Raw genomic sequence first — 22827 nt, forward strand, 5'->3', positions numbered from 1 at the left:
GCGGACAATAATTGGTGTTTAATGGTTATTTAATGGTTATTTAATGGTTCTTTAATTGTTCTGTTGATTGTGCTTTTGAACGATTGAGAACTTTCTGACTTAAATTGAAAATTAATCGCGTTCTAGAGGACAACGATGAGTCAATTCGATATGTATGAATCCGACAATTTGTCAGAAAATTTGTCAGAAAATTTGTCAGATTTGATCGCGCCCATTTCTAGCAATCGAAGCAGTCAATCCGGTTTACCGCCATCTACCAATGCCAAAACCAGGGAGATTTTGGCCAAGACTGCCAAAAATATTGACTCATCGGCTATGACTCCAGAAGAGTCAACCGAGGACTCATCTTGGGAAACGGTGAATTTTCCTGGTGCTATGAGTGTGGATGACTTGGAATTGGAACAAGAGGAGGTGACACCTGTGGAACCAGAGGCACCTAACTTACTACCTCTAGACTACTATAAATTGACGATCGCCCAGATCATTGAGGCACAAAAGCTTGTCACCAAAGGCGAGGAGCCATCGGCTTCTGGGGAACCAGAATTGTGTGAAGAAATTGAACATCTGGAAAATTTATTATCACAATATCAGCGCTTTGTAGAAGATCAACAATTGAATGCTGAAGCCCAACAAGCACAGCTTGACGAAAAAACTCGCGCATTACAGGCGGCGCAAGCGCAGATTAAGCATTTGACGGAAGAGTTAGCGGTTTGTCAAGAAAAAATTCAGGATCAGCTTTACAGCATCGCTGACTTATCCAAAAAATGGCAACAAAGTCAAGAGCGTTTAGCCCAACTGGAACGAGAATGCGCCACCACTGTGCAACTTTATCACCAACAAGTTCACCTAAACTTACAAGCGGCCAATACTTGCCGGGAGTTACGAGATCGTTTAAATCGGCAACAACGTCAATCTTTACAGTTTAAAGCCGCTTTAGAAAAATCTTTAGAAAATCAACAATCCGCACGGCAAAAAGAACTTGAAGGCGTCACCGTGACTGATTCCAGGGATTATTCTCTGAATCTAGAAGAGGATTTTTCCGGGGAAATTGCCTCAGACCGCACGGAAGAACCGATCGCGGTGTCTCCATGGGGTGTGGTGCCTAAGTCAGTGCCGATTCAACCTTGGTACACAACGTCTTCAAAAACATCGGTGTTTGAGTTGGAGGAAAAACTAGAGCGAATGACGGAAACACCTGAGTTGCCTCCGTCCGCATCTTGCTCCCCTGGATCCGCACCAGCCGCTGATCGGCTTCAGTCGGCGAATTCATTGAGTTTACCAATGGTGAGCCCCCGCCCGGAAACCAAGGAAACCCAAAACCAGATTTTGAACTGGCCGGAAGAAGACAATTTAATTCAAACGATTCGGGATATGGTCAGTCCAGCCGCCAACGGCAGTCTTCCCCCAGGGTCGGTGTCAGAAGGTCACGAGTCTGCTGATTTGCCTATCTCAGCCCAAGGGACTGATCTGGCAAATTCCCATGAGGCCTTAGCAACCACTTTGGCAAGCACTTCAGTGGTTGTCGGATCGACTTACCGGACTGAGTTCCAGCCGAATTCAGGAGATAATTCAGCCAATTCCCATAGTGATTTACCGGAACTTTTAGGATTGGCGGAGCCGATAAAGCCGATGAATCCGATGAATTCTCCAGGGGGGGAACCGACCCAAAATTGGCCAGCGCCTGTGGTTTATCCAGAACGTTCAGCCAAGAAACGGCGATCTCTCGCAGCGGTGGAATTGCCCCGCTTTCCCACAAAATAAGTGCTTGGGTTGCAGCAAAGCGGGGTGTAGGGGGAAGGGTGTAGGGTGTAGGGTGTAGGGTGTAGGGTGTAGGGGGAAGGGTGTAGGGTGTAGGGGAAGAGGATGCATAGGATGCATAGGATGCATAGGATGCATAGGATGCATAGGAAAATTCTCTATTCTCTTTTCTCTATTCTCTTTTCTCTCTTCCCCCCACACCCCACACCCCACACCTCTTACCCTGAGCCTGCCGAAGGGCTACACCCTACACCCCACACCCCGTTCCCTTGTCTCAAGATTGCGGTCGTCCCACTCCATAAGTTAAGGCATAGCTTTGAGCTAGAAGCCAAAACCAAAGACCGGGAAATCGCGGTTCTAGCCATTGTTGCGACCAGCGGGTGAAGCTAGGCAACCAGACAAATATCCAGCTTAAAAGAGAAAATAAGGTGAAATTAAAATAACTGCCCAGCCAACGAATCAGGTCTTTTGTGCCCGCCATTTGCCAAATCCACCAGAGTAAAGCGGGGTTAAGGGTGGCGGCTTTGAGGGCTAGTCGGTTAAAGGTGAGCCAACCTACCCGATCTTTGATAAAAGAATCGGCGATCGCCCCTGGTTCAGTGGCCAAAAGACCAAAGAATGTATTGAGCATTGAGTTGATCCGTTCCGGTGGCAAGAACTGACCTGTGGGCACCATCATGCCTTTGGAAAACATCCAGGTGACTGCAACATTACTTTGATAAGCCCGGATTTGGTTTAAATAGTTGGCTGTGAGCAGATCGTGTTTCAGGGCAACATCTAATAAGCGAGTTAAGCGACCTAGGTTACGCACTAGAGAACCAAAGCCCGTAAAAACTAAGGGTGATTGTAAAGATGCCGCATCCCCTAGGGCAATCAGGCGATCGAAGGCAATGGTGCGATCGCTGGCTTTGTTACTAAAATGTCCGGGAATATAACCAAAGGTGGCTTTTTTCCACACTAAGTCATCCATGTTGCAGCGGCGATACTCTGGCAAAATCGTGAAAAAGTCCTCATACATTTCCAGTAATGAGCCTGGATTTTCTGGATTCACCTGATGGTAATGAAATAAATAAAAAGTTAGTTCTCCGTCAGCCCCAGGGAATAATTCCCAAATTAACTGTCGTCCGCGAGAAATATCTCCGTGACTGTTGAGCACATCCCCATATTGCGTATCCCAAACTTCGGGGGCCAAGCCACTGGAAATCACCCCCCCAACGGTGGGACATACGCTGTCAAAAGCGCGATCGCCATTCAGTTGCCATGCGATCGGGGAGGCAGTACCCATCGCATCCACCATTAAGCGACCTCTGGCTTGTTTCGCTGTCTGGGTGGGCAAATGTTGACAAAAGACTGTCGCCGCCTCTGATGAAATCTCAGCGCGGACAAACTCGGTCTGATCCCAAATTTCTCCCCCTGCTGCCTGTAGTTTTTCTCCACATAGCCGCAAGAATTTTTCCGCATCGATCGCGATATTCAGCACCGTGGGGGTATGCAGCACTTGGGCCTTGCACTGCGGCGGATTGTTACTATCGAAAAATTTATGGAACCCATCAATATATTCACAAGCAATGATGCTTTCAAATTCACTGGGAGTGAATAATTCCAGGGAAATCAAACTTTGAAACTCAGCCCGGGAAATGTTCCATTCTCGATTCATCCGACCAAAGGGCATCCTTTCAATTAACAGCACTTGATAGCCCAGTTTGGCCATAACTGCGGCGTGAACCACCCCCAAGGCCCCGCCTAGATAAATTAAGTCATAAGTGGTTGACCGATCGCCGGTCGGGGTACTCTCGGTGACGGGGAAAATTACTTGTTTCGGTTGTTTGGGGTTGCGAACCGATTCTCGCCAACGCTTTTCCCACCAATAGACTCGGTTGAGGTCATACTCTCCGTTGGGAATTTTTTGAAAGTATTTGACGGTCTGTGGGTAATCCTTGGCTAATGCCTCAAAAATTGATTCTTTAGATAAATCAATGTTGGGCGGTTCGGGATATTGGTAGGGGAACTGCTTTCTGATCTCGGCGGTCAGGGCGTAGATCATTTTCTGTTCATCCCGAATGGGTTTTTCTGCCCAGCGAAAAACTTTCAGATAAGTGGTGCGTTGGACAGACCAGATAAATATAGATAGTTCTGTAGATAGTTCGGCGCCTTTTTCCCCCGCAGGTTCTGAAAACTGAACGCGAATGCCATCGGGGGTGATGAGTTTGCTGCCGGCGATCGGCTTAAACTCTTGTTGTAACCAGGTACAAACCGCCTCGGTGTTGGGGGTGGGGACTTCTAAGTAAAGAATTTCTTTCATTTAAATGCTCTGTGGTTGATGATTGTTTGCGGGTGAGAAATTTTTGGCCGCGATTACCGGGCTGCGGTTGACAAATTGACAAACTGGTGTATAATCCCTATACTGAATTAAAAAATTTAACAAAATTTAACAAAAATCTCAGCTTCTTCATACTTGTATATCCTCTCAACTAGCCATGAATTATCCCATTCCGACGAGTATTCAAGAAATAGTCAATCTGCGGCAAAAACCTGTGAGTGAAGAGGTGATGCTCTGCGCGATCGCTGGAACCATTAAAATATCTCGCGAAGATGGCAAATCTTTAGAGGATATCACCGCTGAAGTCTTGGCGGAAGACAATTTTCTGGATCTGAGTATGAGACGCTGGCTGAGTCAAGCGGTGACTACGGTTTGGCATTTTCTGGAATCTGATGCTGCGGACAGTAGCGATCGCCATCGCGGTCACTAAAAATATCTCTGGCCACTGGTGACTTGGTTTATTGCTGATTGGTTAACTGTTATTTTTCACATCTGGGAAAAACCTGTGGGAAAAAATAAAAAAATAAAAAAATAAAAAATTTCTGTGCCAATCTGCAAAACTTGTGCTATAGTGGAAAACGTGCAGAATTAAAGCGGATGCGGGCATAGTTTAGTGGTAAAACTACAGCCTTCCAAGCTGTTAATGCGGGTTCGATTCCCGCTGCCCGCTTAATTTATTAATTAAACCCTTATAGGCTATGGCTTATAAGGGTTTTTAATTTTAGGGACATTTATTGATTTGCTCAATTTTCACTCATTAGGCTTTGCGATTTCCTCCGGGTGGATCCGTTTGAGCGATCGCGCTGCTGTTGTATGTGCATTGTTTATGAATTTCAGTCAAGGGATCTGTCTGGAAATTTTGATATTTTGTCAGGTACAAGGCTTAAAATCTGTGGTTTGCCCCCCATTTTGGGGCTGGTTTACTCTAGTTCAAGGTTACAATTGAGCCTAGTCGGCGATCGGCAGATTCGACTTTTGCATAATGACTGGAATTCAGCGAAAATTTTCCGGCGATTAAAGTAAATTAAAAGCCCAAAAATTTAGTTTAGACTAAATTTTTCAGGGGATGAATTTAATTGAAAAGTTACGGAAACAAGAAAAATTGTCGGTTTTATGATCAGGTAAAACTTTAATGGTGTAACTTTGGTCTAACTTTATTGATGAGTAGGGTTTTGCCGCATATATGAAAATACTTGAATACACCTCTACAAAATTAACCATCCAGCAAAATGATCCGGATAGACGTTGGATCATTGGGATGATTTTTATCCTGATTGGCTTGGTGGCGATCGCCGGGCCAGAACAATTGACCACTTTCAAGTGCGATCGCTTAAATATGAATCAAGGCAGTTGTGAATTAGTTCATTATAGTTTAATCACATCTGATGTCAAAACATTTTCTCTAGAAAATATTCAAGAAGCAAAACTTGAAACAAACTCCAACTCTCAGGAGCAAGCTTCGCGATTGATTTTAGTAACAAAAACCGAAAAAATTCCAATTATATCTGAGTATGGCTCAAATTTTGAAAATCAAAAAAATGCCATGCAACAAATAAATTACTTTTTGAGTACATCCACACAAGCTAGTTTAGAAATTGTTGAAGATTCGCGGATTTTTAGTTATTTTTTTGGCAGCTTATTTATCATTGCCGGATTAATCGGATCGGGACTAATGAATCAACAATGTACCTGTAACTTTGATAAAACCGTTGGTGCGGTCACTTTGACCAGAAAAGGATTCTTGTGGAAGCGTTCTCAAAAAAGAACGACGAGTGAAATTCTCGGATTACAAGTTGAAACCAACAAGAAACAATCTGATAAAAAGAAATATCGCCTGACCTTAGTCTTGACATCTGGGCAAAAGCTGAATTTAGGGCAACAATATGACCTAAGTCGATCGGAAACCCAGAAGCTTATTGATTGTATTACGACATTTTTAAATGTTGGGGTGACAAATATGTGGTAAGAGATATGTGGTAATAAATATAGCAATAATTCCCGCATATAGGGAGGAGAGAGGAGAGAGGAGAGAGAATATAGTAATTTCAATTAAAATTGATACAACCATCTAGTGGCGCAATGCTTGCGCCCCTACAGCAAATCAACAAATCAACATATATTCTAGAGGCGCAATACTTGCGCCCCTGATGTTTTATCGAAATCACAATTGAAATGACTATATCTTTACTCTTTCCTATTTACTCTTTCCTATTTACTCTTTCCTATTTACTCTTTCCTCTTTCCTTTTTGACAAAATAGTGACATTATAGTGATACCACAGACACCGATTTAACAGCCCGGTATCGGGTTACAAATTCTTATCTCTAACCACTAACCACTTAGCATCAATTTATGAAAGTGATATTCTTCGGCACTCCTCAATTTGCGGTACACACCTTGGAAAAATTACTCGCTCACCCCAATATGGAAGTTTTGGGAGTGGTGACGCAACCGGATAAACGTCGAGGACGTGGGAATGAATTAATTCCTTCTCCGGTAAAAAAAATTGCTTTGGCGCATAATTTACCCGTGTGGCAACCGGCAAGAGTGAAAAAACACACCAAAACCCTGACTCAATTAAAAGCAGCGAATGCTGATGTATTCGTGGTAGTTGCTTACGGGCAAATTTTATCCTCAGAAATTCTGGAAATGCCTCGTTTGGGTTGCGTTAATGTACATGGTTCGATTTTGCCCAAATACCGAGGTGCCGCACCGATTCAATGGTGTTTGTGTGCCGGTGAAACGGAAACAGGAATTACTACGATGCAAATGGATTCAGGGATGGATAGCGGCCCAATGTTGCTAAAAGCTTATACTTCTATTGGACTTGTGGATCATGCCTACCAAATCGGGGAAAAGTTGGCTATTCAGGGGGCAGAATTATTAATCGAAACCTTGTTAAAACTCGATCGCGGTGAAGTTTCGCCTATTCCTCAGTCTGAGGAGGAAGCAACCTACGCACCATTAATCCAAAAATCTGACTATTTGCTGGATTGGTCAAATTCCGCTAAAGCATTGCACGATCGCATCCGAGGACTTTACCCCAATTGTGTGGCTACTTTTCGGGGCAAAGCTTTAAAAATTATGGCCACGGTTCCCCTGGGGGATGCCTATTGGTCCGCATTGCCGCCTGAATATAGTGGGATATATAGCGCGATCGCAAATAATTGGTCAACTTTATCGACTCTCACCGGCAGTCCCGGAGAAGTGCTGACCGTGATTAAAAATATTGGGCCAATTGTCCAAACCGGCGATGGGTTGCTGTTGTTAAAAGAAGTCCAGCTTACCGGGAAACGAGTACAGTCTGGCTGGGACTTTGCCAATGGGACACGGTTAAAACCAGGAGAAGCGATCGAAAACGGATAAACAGTTATTAGTTGTTTGTTTTTGGTTGTTTGTTGTTTGCTGTTTGTTGGGGAAAGGGGAACAGTTATCAGGAGCCACTGCGATCTTGGGGTCTCCCCAAGTCTAGCAAGTGGCGTGGAACGGAGAAAGTTAAAAGTTAAGAGTTAAAAGTTAAGAGTTAAAAGTTAAAAGTGAAAAGTGAAAAGTTAAAAGTTAAAAAAATATCACTATTCACTATTTACTCTCTCCTGTGCTCCTGTGCTCCTGTGCTCCTCGGTCGGTGAGCGAAGCCTGTCCTGAGCGCAGCCGAAGGGCCGAACCGCTGCTCCTCTGCTCCCTGTTTGTTGGTTGTTGGTTGTTTGTTGTTGGCGATAAATAACGAATAACAAATAACCAACAACCAACAACGAATAACATTAAGTTTTTGTTGCCCTGGGGTGAGGCATGAATCTGCGGATTTTTCTTAATATTTAATTAACAATTATATTAATAAATTAATGTTAAGATTATAAGTATAAAGTAAAGAATTAATCAGTTTTTTCTGTTTGAGATAAATGGCTGGAATTCTGGGGAAATAATTGTCGCGTCCCAGAGCAAACCGGCTTAAGTATTCAGTAGGCGTAGGGTGCGTTAGCAAAGCGTAATGCACCGTTTGATAGAACCAGCCTGCATTCTGAAAAAAGCATTGACATTAGCCGCACGGAGGCGACGAAAAATGTTTTTGAAACAAAAATTAACCGGCGATCTGATTGAGATCATACGAATCGAAGATTTATATGATCCCTGCTTGAGTGAAGTCATGGGGCGTTCTCACTTAGGTGAAGAAATGCAAGATCCGGCAATTTATGAAAAGGAACAATTAATCTTCCCTTCTGGAGAAATGCTTCCTCGGTGCTGGAAAGATCCGGATTATGGAATGGTTAAACCCCCTATACCCACCCAAGCAATTTTGGTTCGATGAGTTTTAAATTGAAATGAGCGAGGACTTTAACCAGAGAGGAACAGTGCGCGATCGCTGTTCCTCTCTGGTTTTTGCCTCGATCGCCAGTTTCACTCAATTCTGGATTTCTTGTGGTTTGTGGGCAATTGGTTTGTGGCAGTGGTTCCATGAGCGATCGCCTATATCATCATGTAACCGACGATGCCAAAAGCTGAAGTTTTCCTAAAACCTGCCTTAGATTGATGCGAGTTGAGTATTTTTTGGTTAGGATAGTAATATCAACAGGGTGAATTACACCAAAAACCTAGTCAGAGCGAAGCATATAGCCTGCGGCATGGCTGCGCTTACCGCGCAGAAACCTTCCGGTTTAAACAACAATACATCTACGGGAATGCTTCGCCCGTACAGCTAAGTCTTAATGTTGATTTTTTAATAAATTTTGATAAATTTTAATTTTTGTAAATTTCTGATTCATGTCGTTTCAGGATGAATTCTGAATTGGCGCATCAATCGGTAAAATTTTAATTTTTTTTTATTTTTGGGGATTTCTGAAAAGAATTTTCCCGATTTAGCGAGCGAATTGCTGAATCCAGGTGACAGCCTTGGATTCTTATTTTCAACAATTCGCTTATTTTTGGCAATTTTTTTGATGGCTGAACTTATGGTTTTTAATTGGTTTTTGCAGATTTCTCAACTCAAGGTTTTTCCAATGGAGCAATTATTATGGATGCTAATCGAAAAATTCAACAAATTCTCGATCTCGACATAAATAAAAGTAGAATAGATCGCATCGAAGCGGTGTATCGTCGAAAAGATTTAAATCATTTAGAGCGACGGCAACAGCAACGAGCTATTAGTAATGCGATGATTTCTGTGGCTTTACTGTATGGCAAAAAACGATTTAGCCGAGGGGCGATTATTTTTACCCTGAACGATCGCAACCTAAGATGGACTCCTTACGCTAAGTTTTCTGATGTATTGCGGGGGCTGCGGGTGGTCTGTCTGAGTGGTCCACCGGATGCGAAAGTTCTCACCGCTTACTGGCACAAACATACAAAACAGAAGGTGAGAAAATAGATAAGACGATTTCATTTTTCGGCAATTCCCTGGGAAAGTCAAAATCCGCTTCTCGATTGATTGCCCAAAGATTGATTTTGGTTCGGTTGTTTCATTTACCTCAAATAGACTTATGCACTTGGTATGATCAAAAGTGAAGCTGGCAAAGCTTCACTTTTTGCGTTTTAAGGGATGCTAAACCCTTAATCCATAAACCTGAATGATTGCCAAAGCAAAGAAACCGGGTTTCTGTGGTGAATATGTAGGGGCGAATGGCCATTCATTCGCCCGTAGGAACCGAGAAAAGAAACCCGGTTTCTGAAAGGGCGATCGCTTTTTCCGAGGGTATTTTGCTCCGCGTTTTCCCAAGAGATAATTTTTAGAGATAATTTTTTTGGGATTTTTGGCATAACATCGCCGCTTTTACTTAAAATTAAGGTAATCAATCAGCGCTACAGTAGGAAGTTAACGCAATGCAGTTTATTGATTTAGCCGAACTCCAAGTCATTGGTGGCAAGGGAGGCGATGGAATTGTGGCTTTTCGCCGAGAAAAATATGTGCCTGCGGGAGGACCGTCCGGTGGAAATGGGGGAAAAGGCGGTTCGGTGATTTTTGTGGGGGATGAAAATCTGCAAACTTTGCTGGATTTTAAGTATAACCGAATTATTAAGGCGGAAAATGGGGAACGGGGTGGCCCGAATAATTGCACTGGGGCTAATGGAGGCGATCGCATTGTCAAAGTGCCTGTAGGAACAATGGTCTATGATTCGACTACGGAAGAAATTATTGGGGATATTGTCGAGACAGGGCAAACTTTAATTGTCGCCCAAGGGGGTAAGGGCGGTTTGGGGAATAAGTATTTTCTGAGTAACCGAAACCGCGCCCCAGAATATGCCCTAGAAGGGTTAGATGGAGAAGAAAAATTTCTCCGTCTAGAATTAAAGTTATTAGCAGAAGTGGGAATTATTGGGTTGCCGAATGCGGGGAAATCTACCTTAATTTCGGCGGTATCTTCTGCCCGTCCCAAAATTGCCGATTATCCTTTTACTACGTTAGTGCCAAATTTAGGCGTAGTCCGCAAACCGAACGGGGATGGGACCGTGTTTGCGGATATTCCCGGTCTGATTTCAGGGGCGCATTTAGGCATCGGATTAGGCCATGAATTTTTGCGTCATGTTGAACGGACTCGCTTGTTATTGCATCTGATTGATATTACCAGTGATGACCCGATCGCTGACTATTCTAAAATTCAAAATGAGTTAGCGGCTTATGGTCGAGGATTAAGCGATCGCCCCCAAATTGTTGCCCTAAATAAAATTGATGCCAGCGATCGCTCTGATGAAGAGATTGCTGGCATGATTTCCGAGTTAAAATCTCTGGCAAAAACCCCGGTTTTCCAAATTTCTGCCGTTACCCGTTTGGGATTAGATCCATTATTACAAGAAGTTTGGCAAATCCTGGATCGAATGTTAGTCACGGTTGACGGTTAATTGTTGTTTGTTGTTTGTTGTTTGTTGTTTGTTGGGTAGGGATTCTTTGGTGGTTGGTTGTTGAACGAACAAATTGACAACAAATAACAATCAACAATGAACAAACAACAATTAACAAACAACAATGAACAAACAACAATGAACAAACAACAATGAACAAACAACAATTAACCATCAACCAACAACAATCAACAATCAACAATTATCAATTAAGTCAAAAGTGAACCTTCAATGTTATGGGGATAATGGCTATGTTCCCACCAATTTAGAAGCAGATAAAGAGGAATCCAAGTTAAGGAAAATAAGACGAGGAATGGGGAGTGGAGGAGAAAACCTAAGACCAACCAAAAAGTTAAGTCACTGATGACTTGGGATTGATAAATACTTTCATGGTTGCCTAAGATCGTCATGGGGATGGTTTTTTCTATCAGCGAACGCCACCAATAGTAAATGGATAACAATGCGATCGCGGTAGCAATGGCGGCGGAAACCCACCAACTCCAGGGGAATACTTGGGGAATTGACAGAGGAATTGGGTAAAGAAAATAGACTATATAGTTAATTCCCACTAGAGTCATTAGCAGTTCTGCCCAGGTTTGGTATCGGATCGAGTTTAAGCTTTGACTCTGATTATTTTGGCTGTCTAAGTTTTCTGGGTTGGCACTTTTGACATAAAAATATAAACCCAGAACGGTAGCGACCATTAAAATGATGACGTTAATCCAAGCAATCATCATGCCCTCCTTGATTTCTTATTTCAGGATTTTGTAGATATTTTCATAACGAATAACAACGAATAACATAGATCCGGCGCAGGGCGGATTTATCTCGACAAAAACGGTTGCATTTTCTGGTTTGTTCCAGGCTAATTTTTTTCTGGCCAACCATGCCCAGACATTTGTAATTACTTAATGGATAATGGATAATGCTAGGGATGCAGCAGATTATTTCCTGATTGCCTGTTTCCGGATGTAAATGACGAACGTGAATCGTTAAAACTTAATCTAGACTTAATTTAATTACAGCATAATTTTAATCAAGTTCAACTTTTTTGCATCATTTCTTAACAAAGTTGCTCACATTTAGCCGAATTCCCGCTTATTTTCGTTAGATTACATTAGAGAAGAGAATTTTTTATCTGGTTATTGCTTCAGAGGAGGAGGAGTCATGGCAAAAATGCCCGAAAAACTTAACAAAGTTAACAAAAAACTTCACAAAATGTTGCAGAAGGCTTTATGGGAGAGGGAGGAGAGAGGGGAGAGAGGGGAAAATTTCTCCGATGGCGGCCCCCCTGCTCCCCTGCCGATGGCGGCCCCCCCTGCCCCCCCTGCCGATGGCGGGCATCCCTGCCGATGGCGGACCCCCCAGAACCAGCGGCGGTTAAAACTACTTTTGGCTTATTTTGCCTGGCCAATTTTGGTGGCGGGCGGGGTGCGATCGCTGCCTTATTTAGTGCCGATCCGGGCGGCTGATATTGCCCAAACGGAAGCAGCGATTATTTTTAGCGATCGCCACGGTCAACCCTTGGGGACAATCCTGACTCGCAGCCAAGAACATACGGCGATCGTGCCGTTGGATCGGGTTTCCCCCGTATTTATCCAGGGGACAATTGCCGCTGAGGATAAACGCTATTATCAACATGGGGCATTGGACTATCTGGCGATCGCCCGTGCCATCCTGGAAGCCATCCAAGCTAAAGAAATCGTCAGTGGGGCATCTACTATTACGATGCAGTTAGCGCGAATGCTGCATCCCAACCCGCGCACCTTACCCTATAAATTTCAGGAAATCTGGATTTCTTGGCGACTGACTGCGGGAATGACCAAAGACGAAATCCTCGCCGCCTATATTAACCGCCTGCCTATGGGCGGTAACATCTACGGGGTAGAAGCCGCAGCCCGCAATTATTTCGGCATTCCGGCGGCTGACCTGAACCTTGCCCAAGCCAGCATTTTGGCCGCTTTGCCCAACGACCCCACAGACCTCAATCCTTATTATCAGTGGGAACCTCTGAAACGGCGGCAAAAATATGTGCTCGATCGCATGGTGGCGGATGGATATATTACGGCGGTTGAAGGCGATCGCGCCTATCGAGAACAAGTTCAGCTACAACCGCCGAATCAAGGTATTGTCGCCGCCCCGCATTTTCTGTTTTGGTTAGCCAACCAAGTCCCGGAAGATGTTTCCCAAGTCCGCACCACCATCGATCTACCCCTGCAAAAGTTTGTGGAAGCCCAAGTCAAAGAAGTGGTCGGGGCGCTGAGTTCCTATAACGTCAATCACGGGGCGGCGATCGTTCTGGACAACAAAACTGGGGAAATCTTAGCTTATGTCGGTTCTCCCGATTATTTTTCTGACGATTATCTGGGGCGAAACGATGGAGTCCAGGCGCTACGACAACCGGGTTCGGCCCTGAAACCCTTTCTCTATCAACTCGCTTTAGAAAAAAAAGTCATTCGTCCCAATACCATTTTGGCCGATGTTCCCACTTATTACCCCATTCCCGGAGCTAAAGTTTACTCCCCGGTTGACTATAGCGAAACTTTTAAAGGCCCCGTCCGGGTGCGGGTGGCTTTGGGTAACTCCTTAAATATTCCCGCAGTGCGAGTGTTGGAAAAAGTCGGGGTCGCTACCTTTTTGGAACGCTTGCGTCAACTGGGTTTTACCCATTTGGACAAACCCCCCGAACATTATGGCCTGGGTTTAGCCCTGGGTAGCGGTGAAGTTAGTCTCTGGGAGTTGGCTCACGCTTATTTGACGTTTGCCAAACAGGGAACAGGACAGAGGAGCGGGGGAGCGGGGGAGCGGGGGAGCGGGGGGAGAGAGGGAAGAGAGGGGATTTTCTTCGATGGCGGCTTCGATGGCGGCTTCGATGGCGGCTTCCCCCACACCCCTGCCCAGATCCGTTCCCCGGAAACCGTTGCGTTAATTACCGATATCCTCAGCGATCGCCACGCGAGGGCTGCGGCATTTGGGGTGGACTCGGTGCTGAGTTTACCGTTTCCCGCAGCGGTGAAAACTGGCACTTCGTCGGATTTTCGGGATACTTGGACCGTGGGCTATACCACCGATTACACCGTGGCGACTTGGGTGGGCAATTTTAGCGGCGATCGCATGAGAAAAGTCTCTGGGGTGACGGGGGCAGCGCCATTATGGAATCGAATTATGCTGCATTTGCACCAATCGGCTTCTAAAAAGGGGCAAGAACCGGGAAAATTTGCCCCACCGCCCCTGATGGTACAACGGCCTATTTGTGCGATTACGGGTTTAAAACCGACGAAAGATTGTCCTTCGGTGGTGCTGGAATATTTTGCGATCGCCGATCTTTCTCGCTATGAAAAAGAAAACACCTTTGAATTATCCCCTGAATATAATGAATGGCTATCCCGACAAAATCAACCCCGATTAACCAAAGATGATTTAAAAATAGTCTTTCCCCAAAATGATGACTACTTTCTCATCGATCCAGCGGATGCCAACCCCAAATTGGAATTTAAATTAGCAGCAAATCCGACCGAACCTGTGGAATGGTGGCTGATTAGTAAAACTGGCAAAAGAACGTTAATTAAAAGTAAACATCGTCAGGCCATCTCTCAGGCAATATTTTGGCCGTTAGAGATTGGGGAATGGACTCTAGAGGTGAAAAGTGGGGAAAAAAGCGATCGGGTTAGTTTCCAAGTGGTCTTAGACGAATATCGAGAAACTCCCAGAGGCTTTTCTTTAGTTAAAGATGAGTAGTTGATTAAAGAAACCCGGTTTCTCCCAGAAACCGGGTTTCTCAGTTTTATTTCTGGTAGTATTTATAATCTTAAGGATATTATTAGAGATATTTGGGACTGTGAGCAAGTCTTTCTGGGGGCTGGGTTTTGTTTTTTCTTTGCGGCAAACAAAATTTAATAAAATTTCTAGAAATAAATGACCAAAAAACCTTTAAAGTAAAATAATCAAGTAAAATCAAAAAATGACCGTAAAAATATGAGTAACCACAGACAGTCAGACCAATTGACTCCCAGCTTTATTTCCCCTGTATTGCCGCCGAATTTTATGGCAGAAAATCCCCCAGCGGATGCTAAGATTAGACTGGGGATGATGGCTTCTGGAAGTGGCACTAATGTGGAGGCTATTGCAGAGGCGATCGCCTCTGGAAAATTGAATGCAGAAATTGCGGTGTTAATTTACAATAACCCTGGAGCGAAAGTCGTAGAACGAGCCAAACGCTATGGAATTCCGGCGATTTTACTCAACCACCGCGAGTATAAGAGTCGTCAAGATTTGGACGCTAAAATTGTGGAAACTTTCCGAGAATATAATGTGGAAATGGTGGTGATGGCCGGTTGGATGCGAATTATTACGGAAGTTTTATTAAACGCTTTTCCTGACAGAGTAATTAATATTCACCCCAGTTTATTACCGAGTTTTCGCGGGGCGCATGGGGTAGAAGATGCCCTAAAAGCAGGAGTGAAAATTACCGGCTGTACGGTACATATTGCGCGGGTGGAAGTAGACAATGGCCCGATTTTAATCCAGGCGGCTGTACCAATTTTGCCAGATGATACTCCAGAAACTTTACATGGGCGGATTCAGGTACAAGAGCACCAAATTTTTCCTATGGCGATCGCGATCGCGGCGGCTCAAATTAGATAATTACTAGCAACCGGGTTTCTCAGTGAAGAAACCCGGTTTCTAAAACCCAACAGGGAACAGGAAACAGGGAACAGGGAACAGGGAACAGGGAACAGGGAACAGGGAACAGGGAACAGGGAACAGGGAACAGGGAATAGTGAACAGGGAATAGTGAAAAGTGAAAAGAAGTATCACTATTCACTTTTCACTTGTACGGACGAATGGCCAGAAAGCCCCTACGACTTTTCACTTTTAACTTTTAACTTTTAACTTTTCACTGTCCCCGTTCCCCGATAACTGTTCCCCGTTCCCCAACCAACAACCAACAACAAACAACAGGGAACAGGGAACAGGGAACAGGCAACAGGGAACAGGCAACAGGGAACAGGGAACAGGCAACAGGGAACAGGCAACAGGCAACAGGGAACAGGCAACAGGGAACAGGCAACAGGCAACAGGACTGATGGCAATATTCCCCATTCCCTTGACCCGGTACTTGACCCGGTACTGATAACCGTTGCCTTTTTAATAAATCTTGACTTTTTCAATCCCTTCGCCAAAATTCAAGCCGCTCTAGTATCTATCCTGCCGATTTCAGCGATTTGGGAAAACTTGTCATCAATTAAAAATTCCTCGCCTTTTTTGCCGAATGAATTTAATATCCGCCGCGTGTATTTTCGCGCCCTGAAGACGGTTTTCAAGTCCAGCATACTGTCTCCACTTAGGCTCTCCATTTTGTTGCACAACAGCCGCGAGAAGGTCACCATAAACAGGGAGAAATTGCCGAAATTCCCGACTTGCGTCTCCTTGACGTTCATAAAGTCTTCCAGCCCCCAGTATTGTTTGGCGTCCCTGAAGTCAAACTCGATTTGGAACTGCAACGAGTAGTATTCGATCGGGGTCTCGCTAGCTAGGGACAAGTCGTCGCTGAACAGCAGCACCTTGGCCCTCCCTCCGCCCGGTCTTCAGGTTAGTCTTCACAACAACGACGACATTCATTCAGTAATGCGGGGAAGTTCCCATGCCACGCTTGCGCTTGGTATTTGCGCGGTCTGCCCTTGCTCCCATATCGGCATAGGGAAAGTGGAGCGTCGAGTCGTGGCGCAACTTGGAGATCAGGTGCAACCCCGTTTGTTTAACTGCACGGCCTTCGGCGCACTTCCCTGAACTTATTCGCACACCAGTTGCTCGGCGATCAAAGGGTAGGACTTGCGGGTTTCGACCTCAAGCAATGACAGGTTCAGAAAGCACAGGCCGGGGAGCGGCTTGTTGTAAATCGAAGAAAAAAAACGCCCAGCCCATACGTTTCCTTGCCGGTCAACAGCCAAACCCCCCTTTCTCCCCATCCAATGCTGCTTGATGAGTTGCCAGCGCGATTCATTCTACTTTCTCAGGGGCGGCCATGCTAATTTTTCGCCAAAAAAACGCTTTACCGTCCGATAGATCCCACCCCTTTAGGCCGAGCGGGACAAGCCTAGCTAGCATGGTGACGCGACCCGTCATCGCCAGCACGGCCTCGGCGATGACGGTGAGTTGGTTCAGGATGCGCGGCGTCAAGTGTTGACTCAGTGTGCTTAGGGCTGCTATGATTTCATTGATGGTCAGATTGAGATTGGATACTGGACGTTTTGATTGACTCCATATCCTACCTTTTCTGGCCACCCACCCTTCCCCCGAACCGCAAAAATCACCCTTGCCAATTGGCGAAGTATTGTAAAATCCAATTTATGTAATAATGACAATAATATATATTCAGCTTACAAAAATACAAAAATCATGGATGAGAACTTAATAATTGATGTTGGCGTTCACACAGGAGAGGACACAGAATTTTATTTAAAAAAAGGCTTTCGAGTGGTGGGGATAGAAGCCAACCCAGAAATTTATCAACTCACAAAAAACAAACTACAATCATACATCGCCAATGGTCAACTACAACTTCTCAACATTGCCATAGCTCCCCAAGATGGTGAAATCACCTTCTATTCTAACCTAGAAAAAAGTATTTGGGGAACAATCTCCCCAGACTTTGTTCATCGTGGCGAAATTCTCGGCACTAAATCAGTAGCTATTAAAGTTAAAGGAACTAGATTTGAAAATATTCTACAAGAATTTGGCATTCCTTACTATTTAAAAATTGATATTGAAGGTGCAGATATATTGTGTATAAAGGCATTAAGGAAGTTTGATAATAGGCCAAAATTCATATCCATAGAATCAGCAAAACTTTCTTGGAATGATTTACTAGAAGAATTTAAGATATTTGAAGAACTAGGTTATCAGAAATTTAAAGTTATTAACCAAGCAAAAATATCCCAACAAACTTGTCCCTATCCAGCAAAAGAAGGAAAATACGTCGAGCATGAATTTCAGTATGGTTGTAGCGGTTCATTTGGAGAAGAAACACCAGGTAATTGGTTGTCAAAAACAGCAGCCATAAATATCTACAAACGCATTTTTTGGTTTTATAAAATATTGGGTATTCAGGGAATTATTTATAAATATCCCTGGGGTAAAATGCTCATAGAAGGACTCAACCTTAAAGAGCCATGGTATGATACTCATGCCAGTTTGTAAAAGTAGATTAGGCTTCTAGCCTGATTCCTACAAGATTTCTATCGCCTTACCATATCATCAGGTCTATTTTCCAGTGCTAATTCATCAAATACCAATACCCTGATGATAATACCCTGATGATTTTTTATCTCAGTCTTAAAAAAGCAAGAATGCTAATTTTTTTAGCAAACTGTTCAGAAAACATGGTATTTTTATTGCAGTATTCTTGATATTCCTGAAAACAATGCCCAGTATCCAATTTGACCCAAAACCAGAAATTTCTGTCATTCTTACCACATATAACCGCTCAGATTATTTAAAGACTTGTATTAATAGTGTTATTGAGCAAACCTTTCAGGATTGGGAATTGGTTATAGTTGATGATGGTAGCCAAGATAACACTACAGAAGTAGTTAACTCCTATCTCCTGGAATACCGGAATATCCGTTATCTTAAACACCAAAATCGTCAAGTTGGTTATGCGAGAAATGCGGGAATACAAGCGTCATTTGGCAAATACATTACATTCATTGACAGTGATGATACTTATAAACCTCATCATTTAGAATCACGTTGGGAATTTATGCAAACCCATCCAGAAATTGATTTAATTGAAGGTGGATTTGAAATAGAAAAAGAGTTTTTTGTGAGTGATTATTTTCAATCTGGTAAAACAATTAGTATTAAAGAATGTGTTTTATGTCCCACATTTTTCGGCAAAAGATATGTATTCTTTGAATTATCAGGATTTAATAATCTTGCTTATTCAGAAGATACAGATTTTTGGGAACGGGCGGAGAAAGTTTTTAAAACTCAACACATCAAGGAACCAGAAACGTATATTTATACTAGAGCAGAAACTAGCCTATCTAAAACTTTTATAGAACAAGTACGTATAGTTAATTACTTGTAAAAATCGCCATATTTTTCATAGCAAATTTTAAAAATAATCAAATTAAAATATCACAGGAATATGATATGAACCCAACAAATCAGAAAGAAAAATTTAGCAACAACAATATTTATCAACAAACAGCAGAATGTCTAAAAATATCACACTTGACTTTTCTTGATTTAAGTGGCTATCAAATTGATTTAACTTTTGATTCTACTAAATTTTATACTCATCCACAGGATATTAGTTTTTGGATTTTACCAAAATTATCTGGTGATGACAAAACAAAACACAAAACTAGAGGTTTGGAATTACCTGGAGGGAAAATTAATCAAGAAGAAAAACCTCTACAAGCTGTATTGCGAGAAACTTGGGAATAAACAGGAGGAATTATTAATTATGTGCAACAAATAGGAGAATATATTATCAGAGAATACCAGGGTAAAGATAGAATTAAGGCTATTTATTATGGCATAATCTCTAAGTTTACTAAGTTACCAGAAGGTTTTGAAACTGATGGTTTTGAGTTATTACCTTTACCAGTAAATACCCAACAACCTGGATTTAGTCCTACGTGATGATGTATTTGATTTAACGATTAATTATTTAGAGTTACTCAATCTTCATCTCTTTGCAAATAACTAAACAAACTGCAATATTTTATTTATTGCGATCTGATTTTGATTTTGATTATGTGATAATTTAGGAGGTTATTTCTTGGAAAAAAATATTGCTCTAATTACTGGAAGTGCTACAGGTTTAGGGAAAAGAACAGCAATAGAACTAGCTAAACAAGGTATTAATATTGTTGTTAACTTTATTACTAGCTTAGAAAGTGCTAATGAATTAAAAAAATTCATTGAAAATAATTATCCTGTGGAAGTAATTGTTGTCCCAGGAGATGTGAGTTACTATAGTGAATGTGAAAAAATAGTCAAAACTGCCCAGGATAAAATTGGAAAAATTAATATTCTGGTGAATAATGCAGGTACTTATGTTTTTGAGCGCAAGGATATGATAGATTATGATTTACAGGAATGGGAAAAAGTCATTCAAGTAAATTTAAATAGTGTGTTCTATCTGAGTAAATTAATTATTCCCACAATGCGAGAAAATCGCTGGGGAAGAATTATTAATATTGGTTTTGATAGAGCAGAAAATTCTCCTGGTTGGAAATATCGTTCCGCTTTTGCTGCTGCAAAAACAGGATTAGTTTCTTTAACAAAAACACTTTCTATAGAAGAGGCTGAACATGGTATAACTGTAAATATGATTTGTCCTGGTGATATATCTGCTAATTTTAAGGAAGCAAATATTGATGATGTGCGAGAAATCAAAGATGATTATACACCTATTGGCCGTCCTGGAACAGGAGAAGATATTGCCCGGATGATTGCTTTTTTATGCGATCGATATTCAGATTTTATTACTGGTAGTATTATCCAAGTTACAGGGGGTAAGGATGTCCTCAATAAGTATAAATATCAGACATAATTACTAACATCATTACTAGGATTTCATGCGGTATTATCTATTGTTAAACCTATCAACAATACTATGGAAAATTTTTGGAGACGCTATTGTTTGGCGTCCCTGAAGTCAAACTCGATTTGGCACCGCAACGAGTAGTATTCGATCGGGGTCTCGCTAGCTAGGGACAAGTCGTCGCTGAACAGCAGCACCTTGGCCCTCCCTCCGCCCGGTCTTCAGGTTAGTCTTCACGACAACGACGACATTCATTCAGTAACGCGGGGAAGTTCCGATGCCACGCTGGCGCCTGGTAGACGCGGGTTTGAATGTCCTTTTCAACCGCATCCGATTTCAGGTTTGCATCGGTCAACGTCTCCAGGGTCAGCCTCTCGTCGTATTTGCGCGGTCTGCCCTTGCTCCCATATCGGCATAGGGAAAGTGGAGCTTGGAGTCGTGGCGCAACTTGGAGATTAGCTGCAACCCTTGCCAATTGGCGAAGGTATTGTTTTTTCCATCAACTTAACTTAGAACCCCGGTTTCTACTTTTCCACAGAGAACTAGAAATCCAATTGGCGCTGGCATGAGCTACAATGGGGACTAATAAATTGCCACTCAATAAAGCGCAGGCACCTAAAACAGCGCCGACAAAGATAGCCCACAACATATAGGGCCATTGTTCTCGACCGCTGAGATGTAAAACGCCAAAAAATACACTAGAAAACATCAGCCCGATCGCATTTAAGCCAAATGCTGGTAACATAATGCCCCGAAATAATAATTCTTCACTCATTCCGGGCAGTAATCCCAGCCAAATTAAATCTGGCCAAACTAAAGGTTTGAGGATTAATTCTAAATAGGTGTCTGCACTGCGGCGATATGCGGGCCATAGTCGATAGACGATTGCGCTGGCTAAAGTAATTGCCAACCCCACACCTAGGCCGATCGGTAAGGCGATCGGGTTCCAGGTTAAGGGGATTTGTTGCACTGAGCTTAAATAGAGCCACAGTTTAGCGATCGCCAGTAAAACCAGCGCGGTTACAGCGATCGCCACCAAAACCTGGGGTCGGGTGAGGGGTTCTATTCCTAAATCTTTGGGTTCTTGTTCTGACACAAATCTTTATTTTTATATTTGCAAAATAGAGACAATTATCTGATTCTTCGGTCTGGAGGGGTCAACTTGACCCAGAAACCGGGTTTCTTTAATGAATCCTGGCTTTTTTCCATCAACTTAGCGGAGAAACCCGGTTTCTACCACTCAAGACAACGGAGGGAAGAAATCTGCGGGCGTAGGGCTGAGGCACTAATTCCGGCCCGATGAGCTACTAATACCCCTAATGCTTCTAAATAAGAGTTGACTGTTACAGCGTTAATGCCCACTGCTTCTGGTGTTACTTGCATCAGGGTGCTATTTTCCCCAACGGCAATGATTTGCACCGATGGATATTGGCTGAAACTTAAAACCGCACCGCCACCGGCAGCGGTTGCCGGAATCACCACCGCATCTACTTGGTCTGCCCAAATATCTGCCCCCTTCGGAAGGAGAGAGGAGAGAGAAGAGAGAAAAGAGGAACTCTGCCCCTCTGCCCCTCTGCCCCTTCCGGGAGTGGAGGTAATGAATTGAGGCGATCGACTTAACCCCGCTAAGACACAAGGTAAGAAAGTATAACCTAACTCTTCCGCCGCCGCACGGGGGGATATTTGCGGATCTAGAGGCAGGGGTGACAGGGCTGGGGCGTGAGCGCAAGGGATGTGAAAGTGACGCACGATCAGATGACTGATCACCGCTTCCGCACCGGCAATGGGGTCAATGCCGGAACCTTGCCGATACTGTTGCAGTGCCGGGGAATCATGATCGTCGGGAAACCTGGCTACCACGGCGATCGCAGAGGCCCCTGCTTTGGTGATTAAAGCCGCTGCCGCCCGCAATAAGCTGTCTGGATTGCCAATCGTCCCCCAACTTGCCCCCCCAGGAACCGTGCGTAGTTCCACATTTAAGGGGCGATCGGTGACTACATAATCGGTGAGATCGAGTCCCAAGGTGGCTTTGGTGGCATCTGCCGCTTGCAACTGCCGCCAACGCAGATCCGATTCAATGGCCGCATCCAAAATCAGGCCGATCCGATTTTTGTGTACGGGTCGTAATCCCCAATTCATCGCCGCAAATTGATCCAGTCCGTACCCTTCTACATAGAAGCTATTGGCCATTGGCCAGTATAACTGCGCCCCATTCAGGACATTGGGATGGGTAATCAGGCGATCGGCTACTTGGGCGATCGCCCGTGCCACGGGCAAAGCATCTCCTGCATAGCCACCAATTGCCGCCCCGACTCCCGTCGGTACAATTAAAACAACTGTGTAAGGACGCTGAATCATA

General features: G+C 43.6%; 22 protein-coding genes and 1 tRNA gene. 16 read left to right on the forward strand and 7 right to left on the reverse strand.

Annotated features, from left to right (window positions below; all coding sequences use genetic code 11):
- Nucleotides 1-135: 135 nt before the first annotated feature.
- Nucleotides 136-1761, forward strand: coding sequence for a hypothetical protein (locus ABWT76_RS16820; protein ID WP_156331815.1), 1626 nt, complete (start codon nucleotides 136-138; stop codon nucleotides 1759-1761).
- A gap of 271 nt (nucleotides 1762-2032) precedes the next feature.
- Here ABWT76_RS16820 and ABWT76_RS16825 read toward each other — a convergent pair whose 3' ends face one another.
- A complete protein-coding gene (locus tag ABWT76_RS16825) occupies nucleotides 2033-4060 on the reverse strand; it encodes a flavin-dependent dehydrogenase (protein WP_354634657.1) in 2028 nt (675 codons plus the stop codon).
- Between the two features lie 175 nt (nucleotides 4061-4235).
- Between ABWT76_RS16825 and ABWT76_RS16830 the strand changes: the two genes are divergently transcribed.
- From ABWT76_RS16830 to ABWT76_RS16860, 7 genes are all read left to right on the forward strand, one after another.
- Nucleotides 4236-4508, forward strand: coding sequence for a hypothetical protein (locus ABWT76_RS16830; RefSeq protein ID WP_054466930.1), 273 nt, complete (start codon nucleotides 4236-4238; stop codon nucleotides 4506-4508).
- A gap of 169 nt (nucleotides 4509-4677) precedes the next feature.
- Nucleotides 4678-4748: transfer RNA gene (locus ABWT76_RS16835), tRNA-Gly, on the forward strand.
- Nucleotides 4749-5261: 513 nt separating this feature from the next.
- Nucleotides 5262-6044, forward strand: a complete 783-nt coding sequence (locus ABWT76_RS16840) for a hypothetical protein (RefSeq protein WP_354634658.1) — start codon at nucleotides 5262-5264, stop codon at nucleotides 6042-6044.
- A gap of 386 nt (nucleotides 6045-6430) precedes the next feature.
- A complete protein-coding gene (gene fmt / locus ABWT76_RS16845) occupies nucleotides 6431-7444 on the forward strand; it encodes a methionyl-tRNA formyltransferase (protein WP_190879231.1) in 1014 nt (337 codons plus the stop codon).
- Between the two features lie 694 nt (nucleotides 7445-8138).
- Nucleotides 8139-8384 carry a hypothetical protein gene (locus ABWT76_RS16850; protein ID WP_054466950.1) on the forward strand — a complete coding sequence of 82 codons (246 nt, stop codon included), beginning with the start codon at nucleotides 8139-8141 and terminating at the stop codon, nucleotides 8382-8384.
- A 13-nt stretch (nucleotides 8385-8397) separates the two neighbouring features.
- Nucleotides 8398-8589: a hypothetical protein gene (locus ABWT76_RS16855; protein WP_156331814.1), complete on the forward strand. Its 192-nt coding sequence runs from the start codon at nucleotides 8398-8400 to the stop codon at nucleotides 8587-8589.
- Nucleotides 8590-9086: 497 nt separating this feature from the next.
- On the forward strand, nucleotides 9087-9440 hold the full coding sequence (locus ABWT76_RS16860) for a hypothetical protein (RefSeq protein WP_054466927.1): 354 nt from the start codon (nucleotides 9087-9089) through the stop codon (nucleotides 9438-9440).
- A gap of 182 nt (nucleotides 9441-9622) precedes the next feature.
- On the opposite strand, the gene ABWT76_RS16865 is transcribed toward ABWT76_RS16860, so the two are convergent.
- A complete protein-coding gene (locus ABWT76_RS16865; protein WP_156331813.1) occupies nucleotides 9623-9829 on the reverse strand; it encodes a hypothetical protein in 207 nt (68 codons plus the stop codon).
- A gap of 63 nt (nucleotides 9830-9892) precedes the next feature.
- On the opposite strand from ABWT76_RS16865, the gene obgE reads away from it, so the two are divergent.
- Complete coding sequence (obgE, locus tag ABWT76_RS16870) at nucleotides 9893-10909, forward strand: GTPase ObgE (RefSeq protein ID WP_354634659.1); 1017 nt, start codon at nucleotides 9893-9895, stop codon at nucleotides 10907-10909.
- Between the two features lie 209 nt (nucleotides 10910-11118).
- Here the strand turns inward: obgE and ABWT76_RS16875 are convergent, their stop codons facing one another.
- On the reverse strand, nucleotides 11119-11646 hold the full coding sequence (locus tag ABWT76_RS16875) for a hypothetical protein (RefSeq protein ID WP_054466925.1): 528 nt from the start codon (nucleotides 11644-11646) through the stop codon (nucleotides 11119-11121).
- Between the two features lie 568 nt (nucleotides 11647-12214).
- Between ABWT76_RS16875 and pbpC the strand changes: the two genes are divergently transcribed.
- From pbpC to purN, 3 genes are all read left to right on the forward strand, one after another.
- The gene (pbpC, locus tag ABWT76_RS16880; RefSeq protein WP_054466949.1) at nucleotides 12215-14647 is read left to right on the forward strand and encodes a penicillin-binding protein 1C; all 2433 of its coding nucleotides are present in this window, start codon (nucleotides 12215-12217) and stop codon (nucleotides 14645-14647) included.
- Nucleotides 14648-14806 (forward strand): hypothetical protein, encoded by a 159-nt coding sequence (locus ABWT76_RS16885; protein WP_156331812.1) that lies wholly within the window; start codon nucleotides 14648-14650, stop codon nucleotides 14804-14806.
- 78 nt (nucleotides 14807-14884) lie between these two features.
- Nucleotides 14885-15553, forward strand: coding sequence for a phosphoribosylglycinamide formyltransferase (gene purN, locus ABWT76_RS16890; RefSeq protein WP_054466924.1), 669 nt, complete (start codon nucleotides 14885-14887; stop codon nucleotides 15551-15553).
- A gap of 542 nt (nucleotides 15554-16095) precedes the next feature.
- Here purN and ABWT76_RS30705 read toward each other — a convergent pair.
- Together ABWT76_RS30705 and ABWT76_RS16900 are read right to left on the reverse strand one after the other, a co-directional pair.
- Complete coding sequence (locus ABWT76_RS30705; protein WP_054466923.1) at nucleotides 16096-16473, reverse strand: hypothetical protein; 378 nt, start codon at nucleotides 16471-16473, stop codon at nucleotides 16096-16098.
- A gap of 436 nt (nucleotides 16474-16909) precedes the next feature.
- A complete protein-coding gene (locus ABWT76_RS16900; RefSeq protein ID WP_054466922.1) occupies nucleotides 16910-17194 on the reverse strand; it encodes a hypothetical protein in 285 nt (94 codons plus the stop codon).
- A 114-nt stretch (nucleotides 17195-17308) separates the two neighbouring features.
- Here ABWT76_RS16900 and ABWT76_RS16905 point away from each other — a divergent pair, with 114 nt between their 5' ends.
- The 4 genes from ABWT76_RS16905 (at nucleotide 17309) to ABWT76_RS16920 (ending at nucleotide 20477) form a co-directional block, all read left to right on the forward strand.
- Entirely contained in the window at nucleotides 17309-18109 is an 801-nt protein-coding gene (locus ABWT76_RS16905) for an FkbM family methyltransferase (protein WP_054466921.1), read from the forward strand.
- A gap of 223 nt (nucleotides 18110-18332) precedes the next feature.
- On the forward strand, nucleotides 18333-19001 hold the full coding sequence (locus tag ABWT76_RS16910) for a glycosyltransferase family 2 protein (protein ID WP_054466920.1): 669 nt from the start codon (nucleotides 18333-18335) through the stop codon (nucleotides 18999-19001).
- A gap of 65 nt (nucleotides 19002-19066) precedes the next feature.
- On the forward strand, nucleotides 19067-19363 hold the full coding sequence (locus ABWT76_RS16915; RefSeq protein WP_054466919.1) for an NUDIX domain-containing protein: 297 nt from the start codon (nucleotides 19067-19069) through the stop codon (nucleotides 19361-19363).
- A gap of 337 nt (nucleotides 19364-19700) precedes the next feature.
- Nucleotides 19701-20477 (forward strand): SDR family oxidoreductase, encoded by a 777-nt coding sequence (locus tag ABWT76_RS16920; RefSeq protein WP_054466918.1) that lies wholly within the window; start codon nucleotides 19701-19703, stop codon nucleotides 20475-20477.
- A 490-nt stretch (nucleotides 20478-20967) separates the two neighbouring features.
- Here ABWT76_RS16920 and ABWT76_RS16925 read toward each other — a convergent pair whose 3' ends face one another.
- Together ABWT76_RS16925 and ABWT76_RS16930 are read right to left on the reverse strand one after the other, a co-directional pair.
- The gene (locus ABWT76_RS16925; RefSeq protein WP_054466917.1) at nucleotides 20968-21564 is read right to left on the reverse strand and encodes a CPBP family intramembrane glutamic endopeptidase; all 597 of its coding nucleotides are present in this window, start codon (nucleotides 21562-21564) and stop codon (nucleotides 20968-20970) included.
- A 137-nt stretch (nucleotides 21565-21701) separates the two neighbouring features.
- Nucleotides 21702-22826 (reverse strand): DUF3326 domain-containing protein, encoded by a 1125-nt coding sequence (locus tag ABWT76_RS16930; RefSeq protein ID WP_054466916.1) that lies wholly within the window; start codon nucleotides 22824-22826, stop codon nucleotides 21702-21704.
- Nucleotide 22827 lies beyond the last annotated feature (1 nt).

Source organism: Planktothricoides raciborskii GIHE-MW2, assembly GCF_040564635.1.
GTDB lineage: Bacteria > Cyanobacteriota > Cyanobacteriia > Cyanobacteriales > Laspinemataceae > Planktothricoides > Planktothricoides raciborskii.